The following is a 20427-nucleotide window of genomic DNA, read 5'->3' as shown; positions in this document are numbered from 1 at the left end:
TCTTACCCACTGGTTAATAGCCTTCACCAATCGGGCGTTTACGGGCAGCCCGACTCCCACCTAACTTCTTTTTTCCTGCCGAATTTTGAGGTGGGAATTTTACTGCCCGTTAATGCGGGATAAACCAGCTGGATCCACATCGTAATGTACAATTTGCATCGGAAGCTGTGAATACAGCATATACTGACTTTGCATCATTTGTGCAAGCTGTGCTTGTTGCTGCATTTGAATAACTTGATTCGCAGCATGAATGGTCCCCTGTGCCCCGGCTAGCGTTATAGCTGCCCCTACTTGTCTACCATTATAAAAATAATGATTCATCATTATTCAGCTCACTTATTATTTTTCTTCCATATGGTATGTTTCTATTTCATAGTGCGTATTTTGTCCCGATTGATGAATCTCTCACTAATTAAACTTCACTTTATCTATTACTTTTTCTCAGCTTTGAAGTAATAAATCCAAATAGTAATACACCAATACCACTAAAGAACAATACATAACTTATCGGTACTAGGAAAAAGAAAGGTTCTTCAAGAAATCCATCCGCTCCTACTTTACTGTTTGAAGCATGTATAGTTAAAGAAATAATCGCTAAGATCATGAAAGAAATAGCTACTACGTATTTATTTTTCATTTTACATTCTCCTCTATTCATATAATTCTTCTTAATTAACATCATATTATCCAAAATAAAATCATTAGTCAATAAAAATTTATCGTTTTACAATAAATTGTTATTGACTAGAATAAAAACAAAAGGTTTATGAAGCATCTTAAATTGCCTCACAAACCTTTTATAGACAATAATTATTTACACTTCAAACTTCCTGCTTAATACAACATACATTGAACACAATAATACGAATATCCCAGCATAAATTAACAAAACCTCTACACTAAACACATCAGCCAAAGGACCAAATATTATCATCCCTAAAGGAAGCGCGCATGAGTTAGCAATTTGCACAAGGCTAAACATCCGCCCGTGCATAGAAGGCTCTACTTTCTCCTGCAATAACACAGTAACTGGCGTATTAAAGCATGGCATTGTTATACCAATTAAAAAATTAAAGATTAAATACATAATAAATATCGGTGCAATTCCTAGTCCTATCATAAGCAGACCATATAAAGCACAGGCTAGCGCTGTTGTATGCATACGATTACGGAAGCCACCCCACGCTGCAATTAATACTCCACCAGCTGCTGCACCAGCACTAAATGTCATCTCACTAGCAGTAAGTCTCCACATCTCCGCCCCGTAAGAACGAGTTACCATTAACGGTGTTAAAAAGGCAGCTGGACTTATTAAAATCATGACAATGATTAATAAAACGAGTAGCCTTTTAATAAATACATTTTCTTTTAAATAAGCAAATCCCTCTTTTATCCCTTGTAGATTAGATTTTTGCTTACTCTCTGCATTCACATGTCCTTCCACTTGAATAATAAACATCATACTAATTCCGATCATAGCCGTAATAACATCAATAAAAAATGTTGTTTCAATGCTAGCAATAGAAAGAATTGCGGCACTTGCCGCTGGTGAAAGAAACATAATTAAAGATGTAATACTGCTATTTATCCCATTTACTTTCATAAGGTTTTCTTTCGGAACGATTTGTGGAATTAACGCATTCACAGCTGGCGTTTGCACCCCTGTACCAGCTGAGCGAATGAGTAGTACTATAAAAAGTAACCAAATACTTTTATATCCTGTTAAAAATAAAATTGCCAAAACTAACGTAGCAATTGCTATAATCCCATCCGATAACATAATCATCTTTTTACGGTCATAACGATCAATCCACACACCTGCAAACAAAGATATCGCAATTTGTGGTAGGAAACCGCAAACAGTTGAAATGGTCAACATCACTCCTGATGATGTTGTAAGGGTGATATACCATATGATCGCGTACTGTACGAGAGATGAACCGAACAACGAAATCGTTTGAGCGGTCAAAAACATTATTATTTTCACTTTCCAATCATTATCATTTATCATCTTTTTTACTCTCCTCAATTAAACCGCTCTCTATGTTGAAAATACTATCTGTCCAATCAAGATAAAAACTCGCTTCGTGAGATACGAGTATAATGCTGCCCTTAAACTGCATTAATGCCTTTTGCAAAGATTCCTTCGCTTCTGCATCTAAATGATTCGTCGGCTCATCTAAGATTAAAAAATTACACGGTGATAATAACAATCCACACAGTTTCACCTTCGATTGTTCACCACCACTTAACGTACGAATTTCTTGCGAAACATGAGTATCTTTCACACCACACGCAGCTAAATGATGACGTATTTCCTTCATATTCAGTTTAGGAAACTGTTCTGAAATAATTTGAAGTGGCGTTAAAGAATCATTGCTCCAATTTAAATCTTGCTCATAATATCCAATCTTTATTTGCTCTGAAAATTGAAATTCTCCAGAAATACTAGAAATAGTGCCAACGATTGTTTTTAATAAAGTAGATTTCCCTACTCCATTAAATCCTGTAATAACAAATTTTTGTCCTCCTACTACCGAGAAATTCAACTTTGGTAATAAAGCAAACTCATATCCAACCTCAAGGTCATTTACTGTCAAAACCGTCTGTGCTGAAATTGAAAGCTCACGAAAATGAATAGATGGTTTATGAGTAAAATTCGGAGGTGCAATTCTTTCCATACGCTGTAGCTGTTTTCTGCGTCCTTGCGCTATTTTTGAATTCACTCCAGCAATATTTCTACGAATATACTCTTCCGTTTTTTCAATTTTCTTTTGCTGTGCATCATATTGGCGAATATAATCTTTTCGCAAATGCTCCTTTTGTCTTACAAAATCTGAGTATTTTCCGTAATACTTCTTCACCGTTCCAAACTCTACATCACATATGCAAGAAGTCACTTTTTCTAGAAAATCAAAATCATGTGACACTACAATAAACGCTCCTTCAAAACTCATTAAATAATTAGCAAGCCACTCAACATGCTCTTTATCAAGGAAGTTCGTCGGTTCATCTAGTAATAAAATATTAGGCTCTTCTAATAAAAGCTTCGCTAAAATTACTTTTGCACGTTGTCCCCCGCTTAGTTCAGCGATTATACGATTCATGCCAATAGCATCAATACCTAAGCCAGCTGCAATTTTATTAATTGTGCTATCTAACGAATAAAAATCACGAGCCTCAAGTTGTTCTTGATATGCGGCCGCTTTTAACAATTTGTCAGGATCACCTGTCATAGCACTTTCTTCATACAATTTGTTCATTCTATCTTCCATTTCAAACAAATCATGAAAAGCTCTCTTTAAATATTGTGAAATGGTATAATTTCCATCAATTTCTGCATATTGATCAAGATGCCCAATTTGAATATTAGGCTGCCACTTTATGTCTCCCTTATCAGGAATTATTTCTTCAATTAATATTTTCATTAACGTACTTTTCCCTGCACCATTCTGTCCAACAATCCCCATATGTTCTCCTTTATGCAAATCAAAAGAAGCATTTTCATATAAGGCTTTATCTATAAAGCTATGTGATAAACTTTCAACTTTAAGTAAACTCATCCGTATTCCTCTTTTCCTGAAATTAAAAAAAGCAGAGAGATAGCGTCATTCGACACTAGCCCTCTGCTTCGTGGTTTTTTCCTATACTACTCCAATTTTTGTAAATCTCATTGGAATAGCATACACAAAGGGCCATAGACAAAGCATTGTCTATGGCCCCTTAATCTATTTTATACATCAGCTAAAAACCATAACCAAATAAGCATAGATACACTATACTTTTCAGAAAAGTTATTCAGCCGATGAATATAGGGACTTTATGCCCCATGATTAAGCTCCGTACAACGCTTCACCGTATACATTTGTGCGGAGCAAAGTTTTCTAATGAGTTTTACAAATTTTATATAAAGCATATTCTGCACCTTCCTTAATACTTAAAAGGGATTTTAGCATACGTTTTTATGAAGCGTCAACATCAATTACAAATCATTCAACTACTTCTTTTCAAAATATTGCTTCTGAAACATACACATTCTTATCGCATTATGGTAGTTACCATCAACGAAAAATTCGTCTTGTAACTCACCTTCCACGATAAATCCCACCTTTTTATAAACATGTACAGCCTTTTCATTCTCTTTATCAACAACTAAATAGAGTTTATGCATATTTAATACAGAAAAAGCGTAATCCATCGCTAAACGCGTCGCTTCCGCTGCATAACCATGTCCTTGATAATTCGGATCAATAATAATCTGGAATTCAGTTCTTCGATGAATATAATCAATTTCCACTAACTCAACTAATCCAACCATCTCATTATCTTTCTCCAGGATAAAACGGCGTTCACTTTGATCGTGGATATGTTTATCATATAAATCCTGTAGTTCTACAAAAGCCTCATACGGCTCTTCAAACCAATAAGACATAATATGTGCGTTATTATTAAGTTCGTGCACGAACTTTAAATCTTCCCGTTCTAAAGGACGTAACTTTAATTCCTGACTCATTTCTATAACCTCCAAGTAAAATAACCTCTTCACTTAATTTCTCAATTTTTTTCGATTTCAAACGCCCTAATTACATTGTAAACCTTCAAGTAACTTGAAGGTCAAGGTACAAAGAGTAGTGCAAACTTATGTCTGCATTACTCTTTTCTCAAATCTCTCATATTCGATATGTATAAATCAATGACTAAGACAAGAATGGACCTCGCATATAATAACGTCTCCATCGGTTCCTCATAAGATACAATAATTAATCGAATTAATGCCGTAATTCCAATATAAATAAAATAACGTAACGGAAAATGATAATTCGATTTAAAATACTTAATAATTAACGCGATGAATCAATACAAACGAGAAATTTAATTGAGCTGTTAGAAAACCCATATAGATTAGACCACTTTTAAATTACATTTCTACGGACCTTCTCACTAAAAGGTAATGCTTTCTTATAAAAATAGAGATCCCCCGAATTATAGGACTTTTTAAAGCACCCACAATCCAGGGTATTCTTTCTCTATTTTGTTTCTTTTTATTATTCTATCGAGTTAGCAATTTCAATCAATTCTTCAGTAGTAAACTTACCTACATCTTTTTCACCTATTAAAGCATAATATAAGCACTTAAAGGATAGTGCACATTGGAACTCGTTTTACTTTGCGCCCAAAAACTTTGTATATAAGGGTCACCAGAATCAATACTGGTACGTAACTTTACCCCTATTAAACGTTTGTCTTTACTAATAGTACTTGTCATTGATAAATTCCCACTACCACCGCCAGAAAAACCGGCACTATTTGTATAAGAACCACCACTAGATCCAACATTATACTGTTTATACTTATCAACATAACTACCTGCGCTAACTGACCCTAAAGACGAAAAACCTATAAAAGTTGCTAATGCCCCAATTCCACAAATCTTTTTTGCCTTTGAATTTCCCAAAAATTTGTTAAACATGAATCACATCACTCCTTTTTAGATTTTTTGTTACAAAAACATCATAAACTAATATAAAAATTTCATGTCGAAATTTACAACTTATTAACGAAAAAATGAAAAAAATGAGGATATTTACGGTAAATTAATAAAAAAATAAATTACGCTTAATCTAGGCTAACTCTATGTAAGATAAAATATTATTACAAATATAATTTATTGCTAAAAATTAAGAAAAGGGGCTGAATTTATGAAAATACAATATAGAAAGTATGCGTCACCTTTAATCTCGCTAGCCTTATTTACTCTCATTGGTTGTGCTAATAATGAGAAAAGCAACAATAAAAACAAGACATATACTTTTGAGGCTTCCAAAAAACGTGGCGATATTATTGAAAAAGACGATAAAGTTTATAACATAGAAAAATTAGATACTTTCATAGAAAACTATAATTTAAATAAAGATGATTCAGTTAGAATTACTAAATTTAATAACAAGAACGAGCCTACTATCATTGATTTAACTGTAAAAAAAGAAAAGGACTCTACCTCCATCTATTATGATGTCGACTACACAAAAACAAATGAAAAACATAACGAAAACCAAGATATTCAATTTTCAAATAATATATGTCAAAAAATAAAGAAAGATATTGAAGACAACAAAGTAACTTATAAATTAGAATGTCCTGACATTATCAATTTGATTACAGCCTCAAAATAATATCCAATCTCATTAAGGGATGGCTTTGCCATCTCTTTTCTATTCCAGATTTCCTACACCAAACTCAAGCTGCAAATAAAAAAGTAGCACAAACAAAAGTCTGCACTACTCTTTTCTCAAATCTCTCATATTCGATATGTATAAAGCAATAACTAAAACAAGAATGGATCCCGCATATAATAACGTCTCCATTGGTTCCTCATGAGACACAATAATTAAACGAATTAACGCCGTAATTCCGATATAAATAAAATAACGTAACGGAAAATGATAATTCGACTTAAAATACTTAATAATTAATGCGATGAACTCGAAGTATAGGAAATAGACGATGATACTCTCAACTAATTTATAAGATGTATACTTCTTCGCTGAAAATATGTATTGAATAAAAGTAATTGTTTCGTTAATTAAAAAAATCGATAAAACAATGGATAATATGATTAATGCTATATTTAATATCCACTGTAAAACGCTAGCTATATAATGATCGATATTAAATGACTTCATTTTCTCTTTTAGCTCCCCTTCGTGTAAGTACTTATTCATTATAGCAAAATTATACTTACAGAACTGTTAAATCATATATGATCGTCCTCTTTCACGATTACTTCACCATTCGGATATTTATGCTTAATATAATCGCTTCCCCAATCGCAAAGCACCTTCAAACCCTTTTTTAATGATTCTCCCTGTTCTGTAAGAGAATACTCAACTTTCGGTGGTACTTGATTATATACTTTTCTAGACACAAGCCCATCTTTTTCAAGCTCTTTCAATTGCTCAGTAAGCATTTTTTGTGTAATACCAGTTACCAATCGTTTTAACTCACCCGTTCTTGTCGCTCCGCTTGTTAAATGATATAAAATGTGGGATTTCCACTTACCTCCGATCACATCCAAAACGACTTCAATTCTATTGTTATACTCTTTTTTCATATTGAACTCCTTCTGTATTTTGATAGACACTTTCTCGTGCCTATGTCACGAGATGGTGTCTATATCACGGAAAAGTGCGTACTTTTCATAATATCTGTACTATACCATAATGATGCATGTAAGCAACTTATAACAGAGCATTAAATTAGTGGAGGTATTTTAAAATGAAAAATGAAAATCGTACTGCAAATTTTTATGATGTGATTCGTGAGCGCCGTTCCATTCGCTCTTATGATCCTTCAGTTACAATCTCTGATGAAGAAATTAAAGAACTTTTAGAAGAAGCAATACTAGCACCAAGTAGTTCCAACTTAAACCCATGGCGTTTCATGGTAATTACAGATCAAGACTTAAAAGAGAAACTTCATCCAATTGCTTTAAATCAACCACAAGTGCTAGAAGCATCCGCTATGATCGTAATTTTAAGCGAAAATAATGCCCACGAATTCGAACATATCAATAAAGTAAATGAACGTGCAGTAGCTGCTGGATTCATGACAGAAGAAATTAAAAACAGACTGAACAACAGTATTCGTGAGTTTTATGCACCTGTAAGCGAACAAGGAAAAAGAGAATGGCAAATGCTTGACGGTGGTTTGCTAGCTATGCAATTTATGCTTGCTGCAAAAGCGAGAGGATACGATACAGTCCCAATGCTTGGCTATAACGTTGAAGAATTCCGCAAAGCATTTAACGTTCCAGAAAACTTAACTGACGTCTTAATGATTGCATTAGGCAAAGCAAAAGAGCCAGGATTCCCAACAGTTCGATTAACTGTAGATGAAGTAACGTCTTGGAATGGCGAGTTTTAATCACAGTGTTTATCGTACTTTTGGAATGAAAGTACGATAAACACTACTAACAAGAAAAGAGGTTTTCTTATGAAATTAAGTGTTTTAGATCAAACTCCAGTTTCGAACGGGGTAACTACTCAAGAAACTTTTAAAAATACGATTGAATTAGCACAGCTAGTAGATAAACTAGGCTATCACAGACTATGGTATTCTGAGCATCATGGTTCAGCCAATTTTGCTAGTGCTTCACCAGAAATTATGATTTCTCATATCGCATCTGTAACAGAGCAAATTCGCGTTGGTTCTGGTGGAATGATGTTAATGCACCATTCACCATTAAAGATGGCAGAAGTATTTAAAACATTAACATCTTTATATCCAGATAGAATTGATTTCGGTGTAGGTCGAGCGCCAGGTGGCAATCAATTTTCTACACTTGCATTACATGAAGGAAAACATCCAAATATGCTGAATCTGTACGATAAATTAATGGATACGATGATGTTTATGACAGAAACAATGCCTGCAGATCATTTATACAATCGTACACTTGCTTCTCCATTAGGTGCCCCATTACCTGAAGTTTGGCTATTAGGTTCTAGTGGTAGTAGCGCTGCACAGGCAGGAAGATTTGGTATTGGTTATTCCTATGCTCAGTTTATTAGTGGGGAGTTATCTAGTGAAATGTTAGAATCTTATCGTAAAAATTTCGTCCCTTCTGAGTTTATGGTTAAGCCTAAAATAAACATTGGGTATTTTGCACTAGCAGCGGAAACTGCTGAAGAAGCAGAATATCATGCAGCTTCTTTAGATTTATCTCTATTATTTTTAGATAAAGGTAAGTACTTCCACGTACCTTCTCCTGAAGAAGCACTAAATTACAATTACACTGAAATGGACAAAATGCATATACAGAACAATCGTAAAAAATTCCTTGTTGGAAGTGCTAAAGAAGTTGCAAATACACTTCGCGAACATGAAGAAAAATTCGGAATTAACGAAGCTATGATTGGGACAATCAGTCATAATCATGACGCAAAACTACAATCTTATCGACTACTTGCAAAAGAGCTTCTATAAAAAGAAAGGCGGGAAAACAATGCTTGAAGTTTTAAATCGAATCAATGAACTAGCTAAAAAACAAAAAGAAGACGGTTTAACAAAAACAGAATTACATGAGCGTAAAGCATTACGCGAGGAGTACCTTCAAATTATTCGCGGTCAAATCAGTACCACTGTCACAGGATTAAAAATATTAGATCCTTTAGGAAATGACGTGACACCTGAAAAATTAAAAGAACAACAAAAGCTATCACTAAACACAAATAACAATGCATGAAAATACCGAGACTTTTTGTTACTTAATGATTCATCTAAGTAAACATATGATCAGATGGATCATTAAGTTAACATTACATACCTCATCGACGTATCCTTCAAACTTCTAGTTCTAACTTGAAAATCTACAAACAAAAAACCATACCCCCGCCCCTCCGGCAAAGTTATGGTTTTTATCCTACAATGTCACTCTACCTATAAATTTGCCGTGAGTTCCACAAAACAGCAAATAATGTTACTATAACCTCAAAAAAAGAAATCTTATTTTAACTTTCCTATCGATAGGTTAACACGATAATTCCCATACTTTAATAGTCGCCCCAGAAAGTTATCCAATTCTTCATTAGAAGCAAAATGTGTTTTTAATAAATAACATCCCTCACCACTTATACGGTCTACTTCAGAAATCCCTTCTTCTTTTTGAAAGAAATTCATAAACTCTTGATGATTAGCTGTTGTTACGAACAAAGTTACAAATGCAGTCACTACTTGTCCTAATTTGATTCGGTTTATTGCGATTGTGTATTGCTCAATAATCCCTAAATCCTCTAACCTTCGAATTCGATTTCCTACAGCCTGCCCCGTCATATGTATTTTCTGACCAAGTTCTTTCCATTGTATTCTTGAGTTTTCTCCTAATAATTTCAGTATCTCAAAATCTGTTTGATCAATGATATAAACCAATCCTTTCACCGTGAAAGTAGAAAGCCCGAAAGTGTTTCGCCAACTTATTCTGCTTATCGATACAATTCACTATACTTAGTTTATCCTCTTACATCACATTATTTATCAGTTATATTTACTTATAACATAGAGGACGTAACAAAAAAATACATCTAGATTTAAAGGAGGTTACAAATATGTTATTACAAGATATTCTATCGTTCAATGAACAATTTGTAGAAAATAAAGAATACGCTCCTCGTGAAGCGACAAAAATGCCTAAAAAACGTATGGTTGTTGTTTCTTGCATGGATGCTCGTTTAATTGAGCTACTTCCAAAAGCTTTAGATATACACGATGGTGATGCAAAAGTTATCAGAAATGCAGGTGGTAAAATTGCTTCTCCTTTCGATAGTGTTATGCAAAGTGTTGTAGCATCAGTATATGATTTAAATGCAGATGAAATCTTCCTTATCGGACACCATAGATGTGGTGCGAGTCAAACTAATCCAAAAGGAACACTTCAAAAAATATTAGATCGTGGAGTAGCTTCACCCGAAATTTTATCAGCGATTGAATATGCTGGTGTTGACCTTAAAAAATGGTTATTTGGATTCGATGATGTCAACGGTTCAACTCAAGCTAATGTTGATTTAGTAAGAAATCATCCACTTATTCCAAAAGATGTTCCTGTACATGGTTTAGTTATTGATCCTCACACAGGTAAATTAGATTTAGTAGTTGATGGATATAAAGCATTAAATGGTATGAAAAATTAATTATTATTACTTAAATGGAAGGAAGTTATTAGATATGAATAGACAAGAAGCTACGCAAAAAATTATGGAAGCAAAAATTGCAAAAGGTTTAACATGGGAAGAAATTTCAAAGGTAAGTGAAAACTCTGAGACTTGGGTTGTAACAGCGTTATTAGGACAAGCTACAATGACACGTCCAGAAGCAGAAAAAATCGGTAAACTATTAGAATTAGATGCAGAAGTAGTTCAAGCATTAACAGTAGTTCCACTTAGAGGTCAAGTAATGCAAATGCCTCCTACTGACCCAATCTTATATCGATTATATGAAATGATGTTACAATACGCACCAACTCTTAGAGAATTAATTCTAGAAAAAGCTGGCGAAGGTGTAATGAGTGCAATTAACTTCAATCTAGGTGTGGACACACAAGAAGATCCAAAAGGTGGCGACCCTCGTATCGTGATTACACTTAACGGGAAATTCTTACCGTTCCGTACATGGTAATTAATTAAAAATCCATCTATATAATTAAAGTAATTTTATAGATTTACAAAATCCATCCTTTTTAATCTAGCTGTGTAGAAAGGATGGATTTTTACTATGAAATTCTTTTTCGGCAAAGGAGACTAATATGAATAAAAAATATTTTGATACGAGCTTTAGTATTCTACAGTGGTTTGTGTTTTTATTAGCAAATGCAATTGCATTGCCTATAATTATTGGTGGCATATTCCATTTATCAATAGAAGATATCTCAACATTAATGCAACGAACTTTTTTAGTTGTAGGAGTAAGTTCATTTATACAAGCATGGTTTGGGCATCGCTATCCCATAGCGGATGGGCCAGCCGGTTCATGGGTAAGTATATTTGTCATATTGGGACAAGTCGCTATGCATCAGGGACAAAGTGCAAAGGATGTATTACAACTTTTAGAAGGCGGATTAATTATTGCAGGTATATTACTCTTCGTCCTTGGTATAACAGGGCTTGTTCATCGAATTCTACGTTTATTTACACCCTTGGTTACAGGCACTTTTCTTTTAATATTATCTCTTCAGCTTAGTGGTGTGTTACTAAAAGGAATGATGGGATTACAAGGAGCTGTAACTCATCCTGATTATACAACGGCTACTATTGCGCTCTTTGTTTTTGCCCTTATTACTTTCTTATCAATTAAAGGGAACGGATGGATGAAAAGTTACGCTGTGTTACTTGGAATTTCATGTGGTTGGCTTTTGTATGCTGTATTAGGAAAATCATCTCATATGCCTTCACACACACCGTTAGTTAAGTTACCAGAGCTATTTTCTTGGGGCACACCTAGATTAGATATTGGAATGGCTCTAACTGCAACTTTATTTACATTTCTTTTAGTTGCAAATACAATCGCTGCTATTTCGGCTGTAAAACAAGTGGCTCCGTCATCTAAAGAAAATGAAAAGCAAATACTGAACCGCAGCGTGTGGGCCGGAGGCATATCGCATATTATCTCGTCGTTGTTTTCTACAATTGGAATTGTACCATTACCTGCATCAGCAGGCTTTATTCAACTAACAGGACAAAGAAAAGTGAAGTCGTTCCTTATAGCAAGTCTTATATTAGCAGGAATTTCTTTTATTCCTTCAATTGTAAACTTTATATCCTTGCTACCAGGTCCTATTGCTAATGCCGCACTTTTAGCAACATTTGTCCAAGTAATAGGCATTTCATTTCAATCCATTTTACGTGAAGAATTAAATCAACGCCGATTAACTATATTAGGAATTTCATTATTAATCAGTTTGGGAATAATGTTTCTTCCAGAAAGTGCATTTAGCGGAATTCCTTCTTCCTTACAATATGTTTTAAGTAATGGATTACTTATGGGTACCATGCTTGTCATTCTATTGGAACAGTTTTGGAAAGAGTAAAATTTGTGACTAAGTAAAAAAGCGCCCTGCTTACAGGGCGCCTTTTTATACCTAATGACTAATACTAGCAGTTGGGTATAATGTTGTTCCTCCAATTGAAACTTTTATTTCATTTGTTAATGGAACATTTTGTTCATTAATAATTGTTCTCCACCATTCCCATGCAAGACCAGTACATTCTCTTGCTACGATTTTTATATTTTTTGAATTTGGTGGAAGAGGGATAACTGTAGAGTAATGAGCCGTTTTGTCTTTGCCGCTACCATCCCATGTTTTATGTGTTAGTACTTCTTTACCATTTTGATCAAATGTGAATTCATCCCAAGATACATCAAATTGCGCAACGTAAGCACCGTAATGATCCAGTGTCATTTTAGCACTTGAATATTCTGTAGTTGTCGTCTCGATATAATCTGTATTGTTATGAACAGCAGCAGTTGCATTATCTTTTAAAAAAGTACTTGTATATGAAATTGGGTATGCTGGATTTTTAAGACTTAATTCAGCATTATCTTTAATGATATTTCGGATTTCATTGAAATCTTTAGTAACAACCTTGTTATGCTCTTTCGCATCTCCGCCTAATACTACAGCAGTAAAGGTACTTTCTTCAAAAATATCTTTGTACTGTCCATTCGTTTCGACGCTGTTATTCTTAAGTAAGGCTTTAAAAGCAGCTTGTACATCTTTGCTCTTAGATGTTGTTTCTAATTTTACATAAACAGTTCTACCATAAGCTACATTTGAGACCATAACAGGTGGAGCCGAATTACTTACACCTTTACGAGTTAACTCACCAAAAGTAACACTATTATCAAAAAGATCGGATGGATTGTTAGGTAGTTCAGCACTTACGGTATAAAATATTTGCTTATATGCCGCTACCATCACTTTTTTCTCTCCATTTGCAACCGCATTAAAATCAATATTTAGACTGTTATCAAGATATTTAGCGTTAACGTTAAGGGCACTTGCGATTTGTGATTTACTGTAAACCATAGATTCTGTATACTGCATTCTTGCGGGTAACGTATGTGTTTTAGAATACTTTTCATTCCAAGTAGATACTAAATCATCTACTGCTCCAGCCACATTACCATATGTCGGATTTTGGACAGTAATTGTATTTTCTTTTCTCATGCCAGGTAAGTCTATACTAATATTCAAAGGCTTTCTCTTAGCCACTAATAAACTCGGTTGATTGTCTGCAAAAGCTTTATTTGCAAGTTGTACCGCTCCTGGATACGTACGATTCACCACAGAATCAATAATCGAAATATCGACTGGTGAAGTTGTAAGTGATTTTTTCTCGCGTTCCACTACTACAAATTTACCATTTGAATTGATACTTTCTTTCGGAACAAAACTCTCTACCTTATCACCATTTACAGCTAAAACCTCTTGATTATTATATTTAAGATTTGCTATACCAGTATCAATGCCACTAGCATTTTTGGTTACATCAGTTGCAGTACCTACTTGTGTTTCTGCGAAGGAAATAGATGAATAATTAATAGTGCATAGACTAACTAATAAACACGCAAGGAACTTTCTTCTTTTAGTGTTTTTCTTAATATTCAGAAAAATCACCCCGTTCTTTTTTTAATAAGATATGATAATGATTGATAAATGATAGCTAACTAATAAACCTACATAAATGCTTTCAAAAGTTCTTGAATTAACGGGATTACGCCACCTACAAATTTCAAAACTGCCATTGCGATTTCCATATTATTTCCTCCTTTTTTATTGCTACGAAAATGTGATTTATCTTTATGCCCTCATTATAGTGACCCCTTACACTTTTATCAATACACTCTTATATGCAATATTACATACAAAAAAAACAAGCTGAATTCTTATAAAAAGTTATACAGAGATAAATTTTTCGTTTGGTAAATACTTGAAAACACGAAGCATTCCTTTGCATTTTATGAGTAATTTACAAGTTTATTGTTGGAAGCATCGCAGAACCGGAAGTAATGAAATACCTGTGGGACAGAGCTATCATCGGCAATCGCATAAAAAAAACTGCTGCCTATAAAATATAGTCAGCAGCTTTTTTTGCATACTCATTTTGCAACTAATAAACAGCGATTGGACCATAAGGACCATTGATAATTTCTATTTTTGTTTCAAAAATATCTGTCAAAATTGTTGGGTCCATAACCTCTTCTACTGTTCCAAAGGCAGCAATTTGTCCATCTTTCATAGCACAAATTTTATCAGAGTATTTGGCTGCAAAATTGATGTCATGCATAACAGTCAAAATTGTTCTTCCAAATTCATTAGCTGCACGTCTCAAATGCTCCATCATTTGAACAGAACGAGCAACATCAAGGTTGTTCAGAGGCTCGTCCAAAAGTACATATTCAGTCTCTTGGCACAATACCATCGCTACATATGCCCTTTGTCTTTGACCACCAGAAAGCTCATCTAAATATCTATTCTCTAAATTAGTTAAATCTAGGAAATCGATATATTTAGAAATAATAGCTTCATCCTCTTTAGTTAATCTTCCCTTTGAATAAGGAAAGCGCCCAAATCCAACTAATTGTCTAACAGTAAGCCTAGTTACAAAATGATTCTCTTGTCGCAATATAGTCAAAACTTTTGCTAAGTCTTTTGATTTGGACTCAGAAACATCCATATTTGCTACCTGAATTTGGCCTTCATCCATATCTAAAAGTCTTCCAATCATCAAAAGTGTCGTAGACTTTCCAGCGCCATTTGGTCCAATTAAAGAAGTAAAGCCCGCTTTTGGTATTTCAATATCCAAAGGTCCTATTTTCACCTTATCAGTATAGAACTTTTTAACATTATCAATTTTTATCATAAAGCCCTCTTCCTTAAAACTATAGTTAAGAATATTATTCCACCAAATAATTCAATAATAACTGAAACTACACCTTGAGCATGGAATACATGATACATTAAAAAGTATGCACTCGTCATTATCAAAAATCCTATTGCAAAAGCCATTGGAAAAATATATCTATGATCATAAGTTGACGCCGCCTGATAACTCAAAGTTGCTACTAAAAAGCCGTAGAAAGTAAGTGGCCCAATTAGAGCTGTTGAAATGGACATCAAAATAGCAACTAATACAAGCGTATAAATTACACTAGGTTGATATTTAACTCCAAAAGAAGTAGCAACATCCTTTCCTAGTGACAAAACATTCAAATTCTTAGAATGAGCCAAAATTAATACTGCTACAATTATGACCATAGGAATTACAATAGGAAAATATGCAGGATCTGCATGATTAACAGAACCAAATAACCTTGCTTGTAAAATATCAAACTCTGAAGGCGCAAGTAGTTTTCTCATGAAAGTTGACACAGAATTTAGCCCGGTACCAATAATAATTCCAACTAAAAGCATAAGTTGTAAATTCCCGTATTTACCGGAAAGTAACCATCCATAAAGTATCAAACTCATGAAGACCATAACAACAACTTGAAATAAAAATGATCCAATTCCACTAAAATTTATCAATGCACTAGCACCAAAGAAGAATATTGTACTCGTTTGAATTGCTGAATAAAGTGATTCGAAACCTAAAAGCGAAGGAGTAATAATTTTATTATTCGTAATAGATTGGAAAGCAACTGTCGACAAACTATGACAAACTGCAGCAATAATCATAGCAACAATAGCTACTATCCTTCTCTTAACAACTGGGATAAAAGAAGGTGAATCTATCGGAACTGGATTGTTATAAACTAAAAGTCCATATGAAGAAAGGAGGCCTAAAGCAATCAATGTTATCAGTAAAATCCAATAACGTCTTGCTTCCTTCTTAGAACGAAAAGCACTAGCTGATCTACTTTCATTATGAAGGCTAGAATCGATTTCGACATTTTCTTTATTTCTATATTCTAATGTGATCATCGTAGCCTCCTTGGTTTTCTTTGTCTCAATAAAATAGTAATAAACACGACTGCTCCCACTGTTGCAAGTATTAAAGAAACAGGTACTTCAAAAGGCTGTATAATTGTTCGAGAAATGATGTCACAGGCAGTTATTGACCCCATTCCGATCACACAAACCCAAGGTAAATTACTCCTAAGATCATCACCTCTAAACATTGAAACGATATTTGGCACAATTAATCCCAAGAAAGGTAAGTGTCCAATAACAGCTGCAACAATTCCAACTGCAACAGAGATAAGAGCAGTCCCAAAAAGAACAATTCTATTGTAATTAACTCCAAGGCTTGTTGCGACATCTTCTCCTAGTCCAGCTAAAGTCAATCTATTAGCATACATAAAAATAAGAAAAGTAATGATAACAATTAGCCATAAATATTCATATCTTCCCACCTGAACGTTAGCAAATGAACCTACAAACCAAGTTTCAATACTTTGCGTCTTTTGAAAAAGGAGTCCCAAAAAAGTAGACACTGCAGAAATAACTGCTCCAAGCATCAATCCAATAATCGGGACAATTAAAGACGAACGAAGTTTAACTCTTCTTAAAAATAAAAAGAAAATCATAGTTCCTATAAAAGAAAAAATGATTGCACCAGTCATTCTTTGAAGTAAAGTCGGGGCAGGAAACAGTAAATATACAAAAAGCAGGCCTAAGCCTGACCATTCAATAGTCCCCGTTGTAGTAGGTTCAACAAAGCGATTCTGTGTAATGAGTTGCATTACGAGCCCTGCCATCGCCATTGCAGCTCCAGTAAGCATTAATGCAACTGTTCTCGGAACACGAGTGATGAAAAACATCTCCATTCCGTCCTCTTGTCCACGTATATCATAAACTCCAGTAAACAGTGATATAATCCCTAAAATTATAACAACTATAATCGCTATTATAAAAGGTTTTGTCCATAATTTATTGTGATTATAAAACTGGGGTTGAGAAATATTCTCAACCCTAGAAATTATATTTTTTGACACTGCTTCGTACTCCTTTACACTACTTAGCTAAAGTTTTTGCAATATTTCCAAATAACTCTGTATAAGTTTGAATTGATTCATTTGTGTAAGTATCTTCTGGTGCATAAATAACCTGGTTTTTAGAAACAGCAGTTGTGTTTTGAAGAGCAGGTGATTTAGAAATAACATCCTTAGCTGGAGCTGAAGTAGCTGCATCAGATGTTGCAGCATCACGATCTAATACGAAAATCCAATCAGGATTTGTTTGTGCAATAGCTTCAACAGAAACATCATCACCTTTATGACCTGCAGTAGAATTAGCAACTTCTAGTGCTGGAGTCCAACCGAAAATTTCATACATCGGTCCCCAAACGCGACCAGAATGTGGAGCAGCAAAACCAATATTTCCACCAGTAACGATAACACTCATAACTTTATCTTTTCCATTATAAGCAGATTTTGCTTTTTCAATAGATTTATCAAAATCAGCTACTACTTGTTTAGCTTCTTTATCTTTATCAAAGATTTTCCCTAAAGTAATTGTAGAATCTTTAAGTCCTTTTACTAAGTTTTCGCCAGGCTTAGTAGCTTTCTCAGAAACATCAACATTAAGATCAATAACAGCTGCTTTTGGCACTAATTTTTTGATTTCTTCGTAATGACCAGCAAATCTTTGACCAACGATTACAAGGTCAGGATTTGCAGCTGCTAGAATTTCAAAATTTGGTTCGCGGTGATTTCCAATATTTTGAACTTTACTATCCTTTACATATGCTGAATCTGCAGGCATTACATCCTTTGGAGCAGCCGCTAATTTAATTCCCCAATCAGATAAAGTTTCAAAAGTTCTATTATCTAAAGCAACTACATTCTTTGGATTTACAGGGACTTTAACAGTTCCATGTGCATCAGTGATTTCAACTGTTTTTGGCTTATCACTACTATCACCTTTATTAGCTTTCGAAGTTTCCTTACTTGAATCTGAGCAAGCTGCTAACATTAAAGTGAAAATTGCTAAAATACTTACTAATTTTAAAAGCATAGTTTTTTTCATACGTATACTCCTTATAATGTAATTTAGTTCGAAAATGATAACGTCCATAGATTAAATTAGATAGTAACCTTTATGCATCTAAATTGCTATTGATAATCATTTTCATTTGAATATCCTGTTAATAAGTATAGTCATTAATTATGTGAAAATCTTGTGAATGGTGTGAGTTAATAAAATTAAACATAAATTAGATACAGTCTCATCTAATGCGCACCAGAGTCCTCCCCCACACGTACTAATCAATAGATTGGGCACCTTATAAACCATGATTTCTACTGCAAAAAAAATGCCCATTAATAGCTGATTTTTTCATAATCCATTGCCTGGTATCAATCTTCTTTTTATAGTTTCCGTCTTTTAATATTTCACAGAAACTATTTGATTCTCAGGTTTAATAGAAAAAACTGTACTTTACCTATTATTTTATTTTTATCATTCAACCATTGAATAGCCTCTGCCATGTATCGTTTGAATATATCTCTCTTTCTTCTCGCACTTTAACTTTTTTCTTACATACCCAATATATAAGTCTACTACATTTGGATTGACTACTACGTTATATCCCCAAACCTGATTCAAAAGCATTTCACGGCTCAATATTGTATTTTTATTCTTAATTAAAAATACAAGTAAATCGTACTCGCGCTTAGTAAGCGAGAGATTTTTACCACCTTTTTTCACAATATGGCTAGATGCATCAACAAAGAGATCTTTAAACTGAAAAAAGTTTGTCTCATTTTGTTGGATACAGTCACTTCTCCTTAAAATAGCTTGAACCCTCGCTACTAATTCTTCTTTCACAAATGGTTTTCTTATATAATCATCTGCTCCTGCTTGTAGCCCTGCTATGCAATCCTTGCTAGAAATATTGTCGGTCACAATAATTATCGGTGTCGTTTTAACAAGTCGTATTTGTCTACAAATTTCTGGCCCCGATATACTTAATGAATCCCAATCCAATATGATAATATCCCAATCTTGTTCATATACTATATTTAAACCTTGGTTTTCATTGTGAAGTTTTAAAATGAAATAGCCCTCTTGCGTTAGACCGCTTACGATTTTCTTTGCAAAAGACCGTTCATTCTTAATTACTAACACCTGCTTCACCGATGGTTCACCTCTACTTCAATATAACTTAGTTAGATAAAAAATTATCCCAAAAAAATAATTTAAGATTTATAAATATTAAATCCCTAAAAAAAGCCATTATAACAGCTTATTAGGAGAACTCTATATAATCTTACAATAGATATGGATAAAAACACAAAATATATGAAGATTTAAATACATATTATTTAATCATTAAGAGCAACTATATTATCTAGCTGCTTATTATCAATAACGATTCCCTCAGTTTCTGTTTCAAGGGTACCGTCCTCAACTTAAGCATTTTATCAAACCACAAAACAAAAAGAACCATAACCCCGCCAACCTGGCAAAGTTATGGTTCATATCATACAAAATAAAAAACCACCAAACAGTTATGTATTGGTGGAGACGGTGGGAGTCGAACCCACGTCCAAAAATATCGGCACTTAAGCTTCTACGAGTGTAGTCGATATATTAGCATTTCGCGAACTCTTCGGCCTATCGACAGGCTTCCAAGTTGCTAGTCTGATTGTTCTCTTCCTTCGCCCTCAGACGGCGAACTCCGGCGTAGTCCACTTAGTTTGAGTCCCTTACCCTACCACATGGACGATGGAGGGAGGAACCTTTAGTGCAATTAAGCAGCTAAAGAAAGATTGTTTTGTTTGCCAATTATAGGCTTTGACGTTTTAACGAGGCCGATCCCCTCGACTCGCAACCTAAGCTCGAACTATCCCTGTCGAATCCGTAACGTCCCCATGATAAAAATGGAGCATACGAAGAAATATCGTGATAGCTACTAAGAGCTGTTTTTCAAT

22 protein-coding genes, 1 other RNA gene and 1 pseudogene are annotated in these 20427 nt (G+C 34.2%); 7 read left to right on the top strand and 17 right to left on the bottom strand.

All coding sequences use genetic code 11. From position 1 onward, the window contains the following. Nucleotides 1-99: 99 nt before the first annotated feature. From ABH959_RS09460 to ABH959_RS09430, 7 genes and pseudogenes are all read right to left on the bottom strand, one after another. On the bottom strand, nucleotides 100-324 hold the full coding sequence (locus ABH959_RS09460; protein WP_113936296.1) for a DUF3947 family protein: 225 nt from the start codon (nucleotides 322-324) through the stop codon (nucleotides 100-102). A gap of 100 nt (nucleotides 325-424) precedes the next feature. Then, on the bottom strand, nucleotides 425-658 hold the full coding sequence (locus ABH959_RS09455) for a DUF3955 domain-containing protein (protein ID WP_078204922.1): 234 nt from the start codon (nucleotides 656-658) through the stop codon (nucleotides 425-427). A 156-nt stretch (nucleotides 659-814) separates the two neighbouring features. Continuing rightward, the gene (locus ABH959_RS09450) at nucleotides 815-2008 is read right to left on the bottom strand and encodes an MFS transporter (RefSeq protein ID WP_113936321.1); all 1194 of its coding nucleotides are present in this window, start codon (nucleotides 2006-2008) and stop codon (nucleotides 815-817) included. Next, complete coding sequence (locus ABH959_RS09445) at nucleotides 2001-3563, bottom strand: ABC-F family ATP-binding cassette domain-containing protein (RefSeq protein ID WP_113936295.1); 1563 nt, start codon at nucleotides 3561-3563, stop codon at nucleotides 2001-2003. The genes ABH959_RS09450 and ABH959_RS09445 overlap by 8 nt, the downstream gene beginning before the upstream one ends. 434 nt (nucleotides 3564-3997) lie before the next feature. Then, nucleotides 3998-4513 (bottom strand): spermidine N1-acetyltransferase, encoded by a 516-nt coding sequence (gene speG, locus ABH959_RS09440; protein ID WP_113936294.1) that lies wholly within the window; start codon nucleotides 4511-4513, stop codon nucleotides 3998-4000. 137 nt (nucleotides 4514-4650) lie between these two features. Then, nucleotides 4651-4854, bottom strand: a pseudogene (locus ABH959_RS09435) (phosphate-starvation-inducible PsiE family protein); the annotation flags it as partial. Nucleotides 4855-5113: 259 nt separating this feature from the next. Beyond that, the gene (locus tag ABH959_RS09430) at nucleotides 5114-5470 is read right to left on the bottom strand and encodes a hypothetical protein (protein ID WP_404492512.1); all 357 of its coding nucleotides are present in this window, start codon (nucleotides 5468-5470) and stop codon (nucleotides 5114-5116) included. A 229-nt stretch (nucleotides 5471-5699) separates the two neighbouring features. Here ABH959_RS09430 and ABH959_RS09425 point away from each other — a divergent pair, with 229 nt between their 5' ends. Beyond that, nucleotides 5700-6173 carry a DUF4362 domain-containing protein gene (locus tag ABH959_RS09425; RefSeq protein ID WP_404492511.1) on the top strand — a complete coding sequence of 158 codons (474 nt, stop codon included), beginning with the start codon at nucleotides 5700-5702 and terminating at the stop codon, nucleotides 6171-6173. A gap of 105 nt (nucleotides 6174-6278) precedes the next feature. Here the strand turns inward: ABH959_RS09425 and psiE are convergent, their stop codons facing one another. Beyond that, nucleotides 6279-6683, bottom strand: coding sequence for a phosphate-starvation-inducible protein PsiE (psiE, locus tag ABH959_RS09420; protein WP_002129862.1), 405 nt, complete (start codon nucleotides 6681-6683; stop codon nucleotides 6279-6281). Nucleotides 6684-6754: 71 nt separating this feature from the next. Next, nucleotides 6755-7111: a winged helix-turn-helix transcriptional regulator gene (locus tag ABH959_RS09415; protein WP_215584219.1), complete on the bottom strand. Its 357-nt coding sequence runs from the start codon at nucleotides 7109-7111 to the stop codon at nucleotides 6755-6757. Between the two features lie 164 nt (nucleotides 7112-7275). Between ABH959_RS09415 and ABH959_RS09410 the strand changes: the two genes are divergently transcribed. The 3 genes from ABH959_RS09410 to ABH959_RS09400 all read left to right on the top strand — a co-directional run bounded on the left by ABH959_RS09410 (nucleotide 7276) and on the right by ABH959_RS09400 (nucleotide 9244). Then, nucleotides 7276-7923: a nitroreductase family protein gene (locus ABH959_RS09410; RefSeq protein WP_404492510.1), complete on the top strand. Its 648-nt coding sequence runs from the start codon at nucleotides 7276-7278 to the stop codon at nucleotides 7921-7923. Nucleotides 7924-7992: 69 nt separating this feature from the next. Continuing rightward, nucleotides 7993-8985 (top strand): LLM class flavin-dependent oxidoreductase, encoded by a 993-nt coding sequence (locus tag ABH959_RS09405; protein WP_242310110.1) that lies wholly within the window; start codon nucleotides 7993-7995, stop codon nucleotides 8983-8985. A gap of 19 nt (nucleotides 8986-9004) precedes the next feature. Further along, the gene (locus ABH959_RS09400) at nucleotides 9005-9244 is read left to right on the top strand and encodes a DUF896 domain-containing protein (RefSeq protein ID WP_404492509.1); all 240 of its coding nucleotides are present in this window, start codon (nucleotides 9005-9007) and stop codon (nucleotides 9242-9244) included. A gap of 260 nt (nucleotides 9245-9504) precedes the next feature. Here ABH959_RS09400 and ABH959_RS09395 read toward each other — a convergent pair whose 3' ends face one another. Next, on the bottom strand, nucleotides 9505-9936 hold the full coding sequence (locus ABH959_RS09395) for an Lrp/AsnC family transcriptional regulator (RefSeq protein ID WP_002016035.1): 432 nt from the start codon (nucleotides 9934-9936) through the stop codon (nucleotides 9505-9507). A 167-nt stretch (nucleotides 9937-10103) separates the two neighbouring features. Here ABH959_RS09395 and ABH959_RS09390 point away from each other — a divergent pair, with 167 nt between their 5' ends. The 3 genes from ABH959_RS09390 to ABH959_RS09380 all read left to right on the top strand — a co-directional run bounded on the left by ABH959_RS09390 (nucleotide 10104) and on the right by ABH959_RS09380 (nucleotide 12577). After that, nucleotides 10104-10685, top strand: coding sequence for a beta-class carbonic anhydrase (locus tag ABH959_RS09390; RefSeq protein WP_113936289.1), 582 nt, complete (start codon nucleotides 10104-10106; stop codon nucleotides 10683-10685). A gap of 34 nt (nucleotides 10686-10719) precedes the next feature. Continuing rightward, nucleotides 10720-11169, top strand: a complete 450-nt coding sequence (gene cynS / locus ABH959_RS09385; protein ID WP_113936288.1) for a cyanase — start codon at nucleotides 10720-10722, stop codon at nucleotides 11167-11169. 127 nt (nucleotides 11170-11296) lie between these two features. Further along, nucleotides 11297-12577 carry a purine/pyrimidine permease gene (locus ABH959_RS09380; RefSeq protein WP_404492508.1) on the top strand — a complete coding sequence of 427 codons (1281 nt, stop codon included), beginning with the start codon at nucleotides 11297-11299 and terminating at the stop codon, nucleotides 12575-12577. 51 nt (nucleotides 12578-12628) lie between these two features. Here the strand turns inward: ABH959_RS09380 and alo are convergent, their stop codons facing one another. The 7 genes from alo to ssrA all read right to left on the bottom strand — a co-directional run bounded on the left by alo (nucleotide 12629) and on the right by ssrA (nucleotide 20367). Beyond that, nucleotides 12629-14167 (bottom strand): anthrolysin O/cereolysin O family cholesterol-dependent cytolysin Alo, encoded by a 1539-nt coding sequence (alo, locus tag ABH959_RS09375; RefSeq protein ID WP_404492507.1) that lies wholly within the window; start codon nucleotides 14165-14167, stop codon nucleotides 12629-12631. Nucleotides 14168-14660: 493 nt separating this feature from the next. Further along, the gene (locus ABH959_RS09370) at nucleotides 14661-15413 is read right to left on the bottom strand and encodes an iron ABC transporter ATP-binding protein (protein WP_000590058.1); all 753 of its coding nucleotides are present in this window, start codon (nucleotides 15411-15413) and stop codon (nucleotides 14661-14663) included. After that, nucleotides 15410-16474: an iron chelate uptake ABC transporter family permease subunit gene (locus ABH959_RS09365; protein WP_002144933.1), complete on the bottom strand. Its 1065-nt coding sequence runs from the start codon at nucleotides 16472-16474 to the stop codon at nucleotides 15410-15412. Before ABH959_RS09365 ends, ABH959_RS09370 begins: the two co-directional genes overlap by 4 nt. Next, entirely contained in the window at nucleotides 16471-17487 is a 1017-nt protein-coding gene (locus ABH959_RS09360; protein ID WP_098593423.1) for an ABC transporter permease, read from the bottom strand. The genes ABH959_RS09365 and ABH959_RS09360 overlap by 4 nt, the downstream gene beginning before the upstream one ends. Nucleotides 17488-17506: 19 nt before the next feature. After that, a complete protein-coding gene (locus ABH959_RS09355) occupies nucleotides 17507-18520 on the bottom strand; it encodes a siderophore ABC transporter substrate-binding protein (protein WP_404492506.1) in 1014 nt (337 codons plus the stop codon). A 432-nt stretch (nucleotides 18521-18952) separates the two neighbouring features. Continuing rightward, the gene (locus tag ABH959_RS09350; protein ID WP_002089527.1) at nucleotides 18953-19630 is read right to left on the bottom strand and encodes a response regulator transcription factor; all 678 of its coding nucleotides are present in this window, start codon (nucleotides 19628-19630) and stop codon (nucleotides 18953-18955) included. Between the two features lie 382 nt (nucleotides 19631-20012). Next, nucleotides 20013-20367, bottom strand: a transfer-messenger RNA (tmRNA) gene (gene ssrA, locus ABH959_RS09345). Nucleotides 20368-20427: the final 60 nt, after the last annotated feature.

Origin of the sequence: Bacillus sp. RC51 (genome assembly GCF_044908115.1) — a bacterium.
GTDB lineage: Bacteria > Bacillota > Bacilli > Bacillales > Bacillaceae_G > Bacillus_A > Bacillus_A mycoides.
This window is presented reverse-complemented; position numbering and strand designations above follow the sequence as displayed.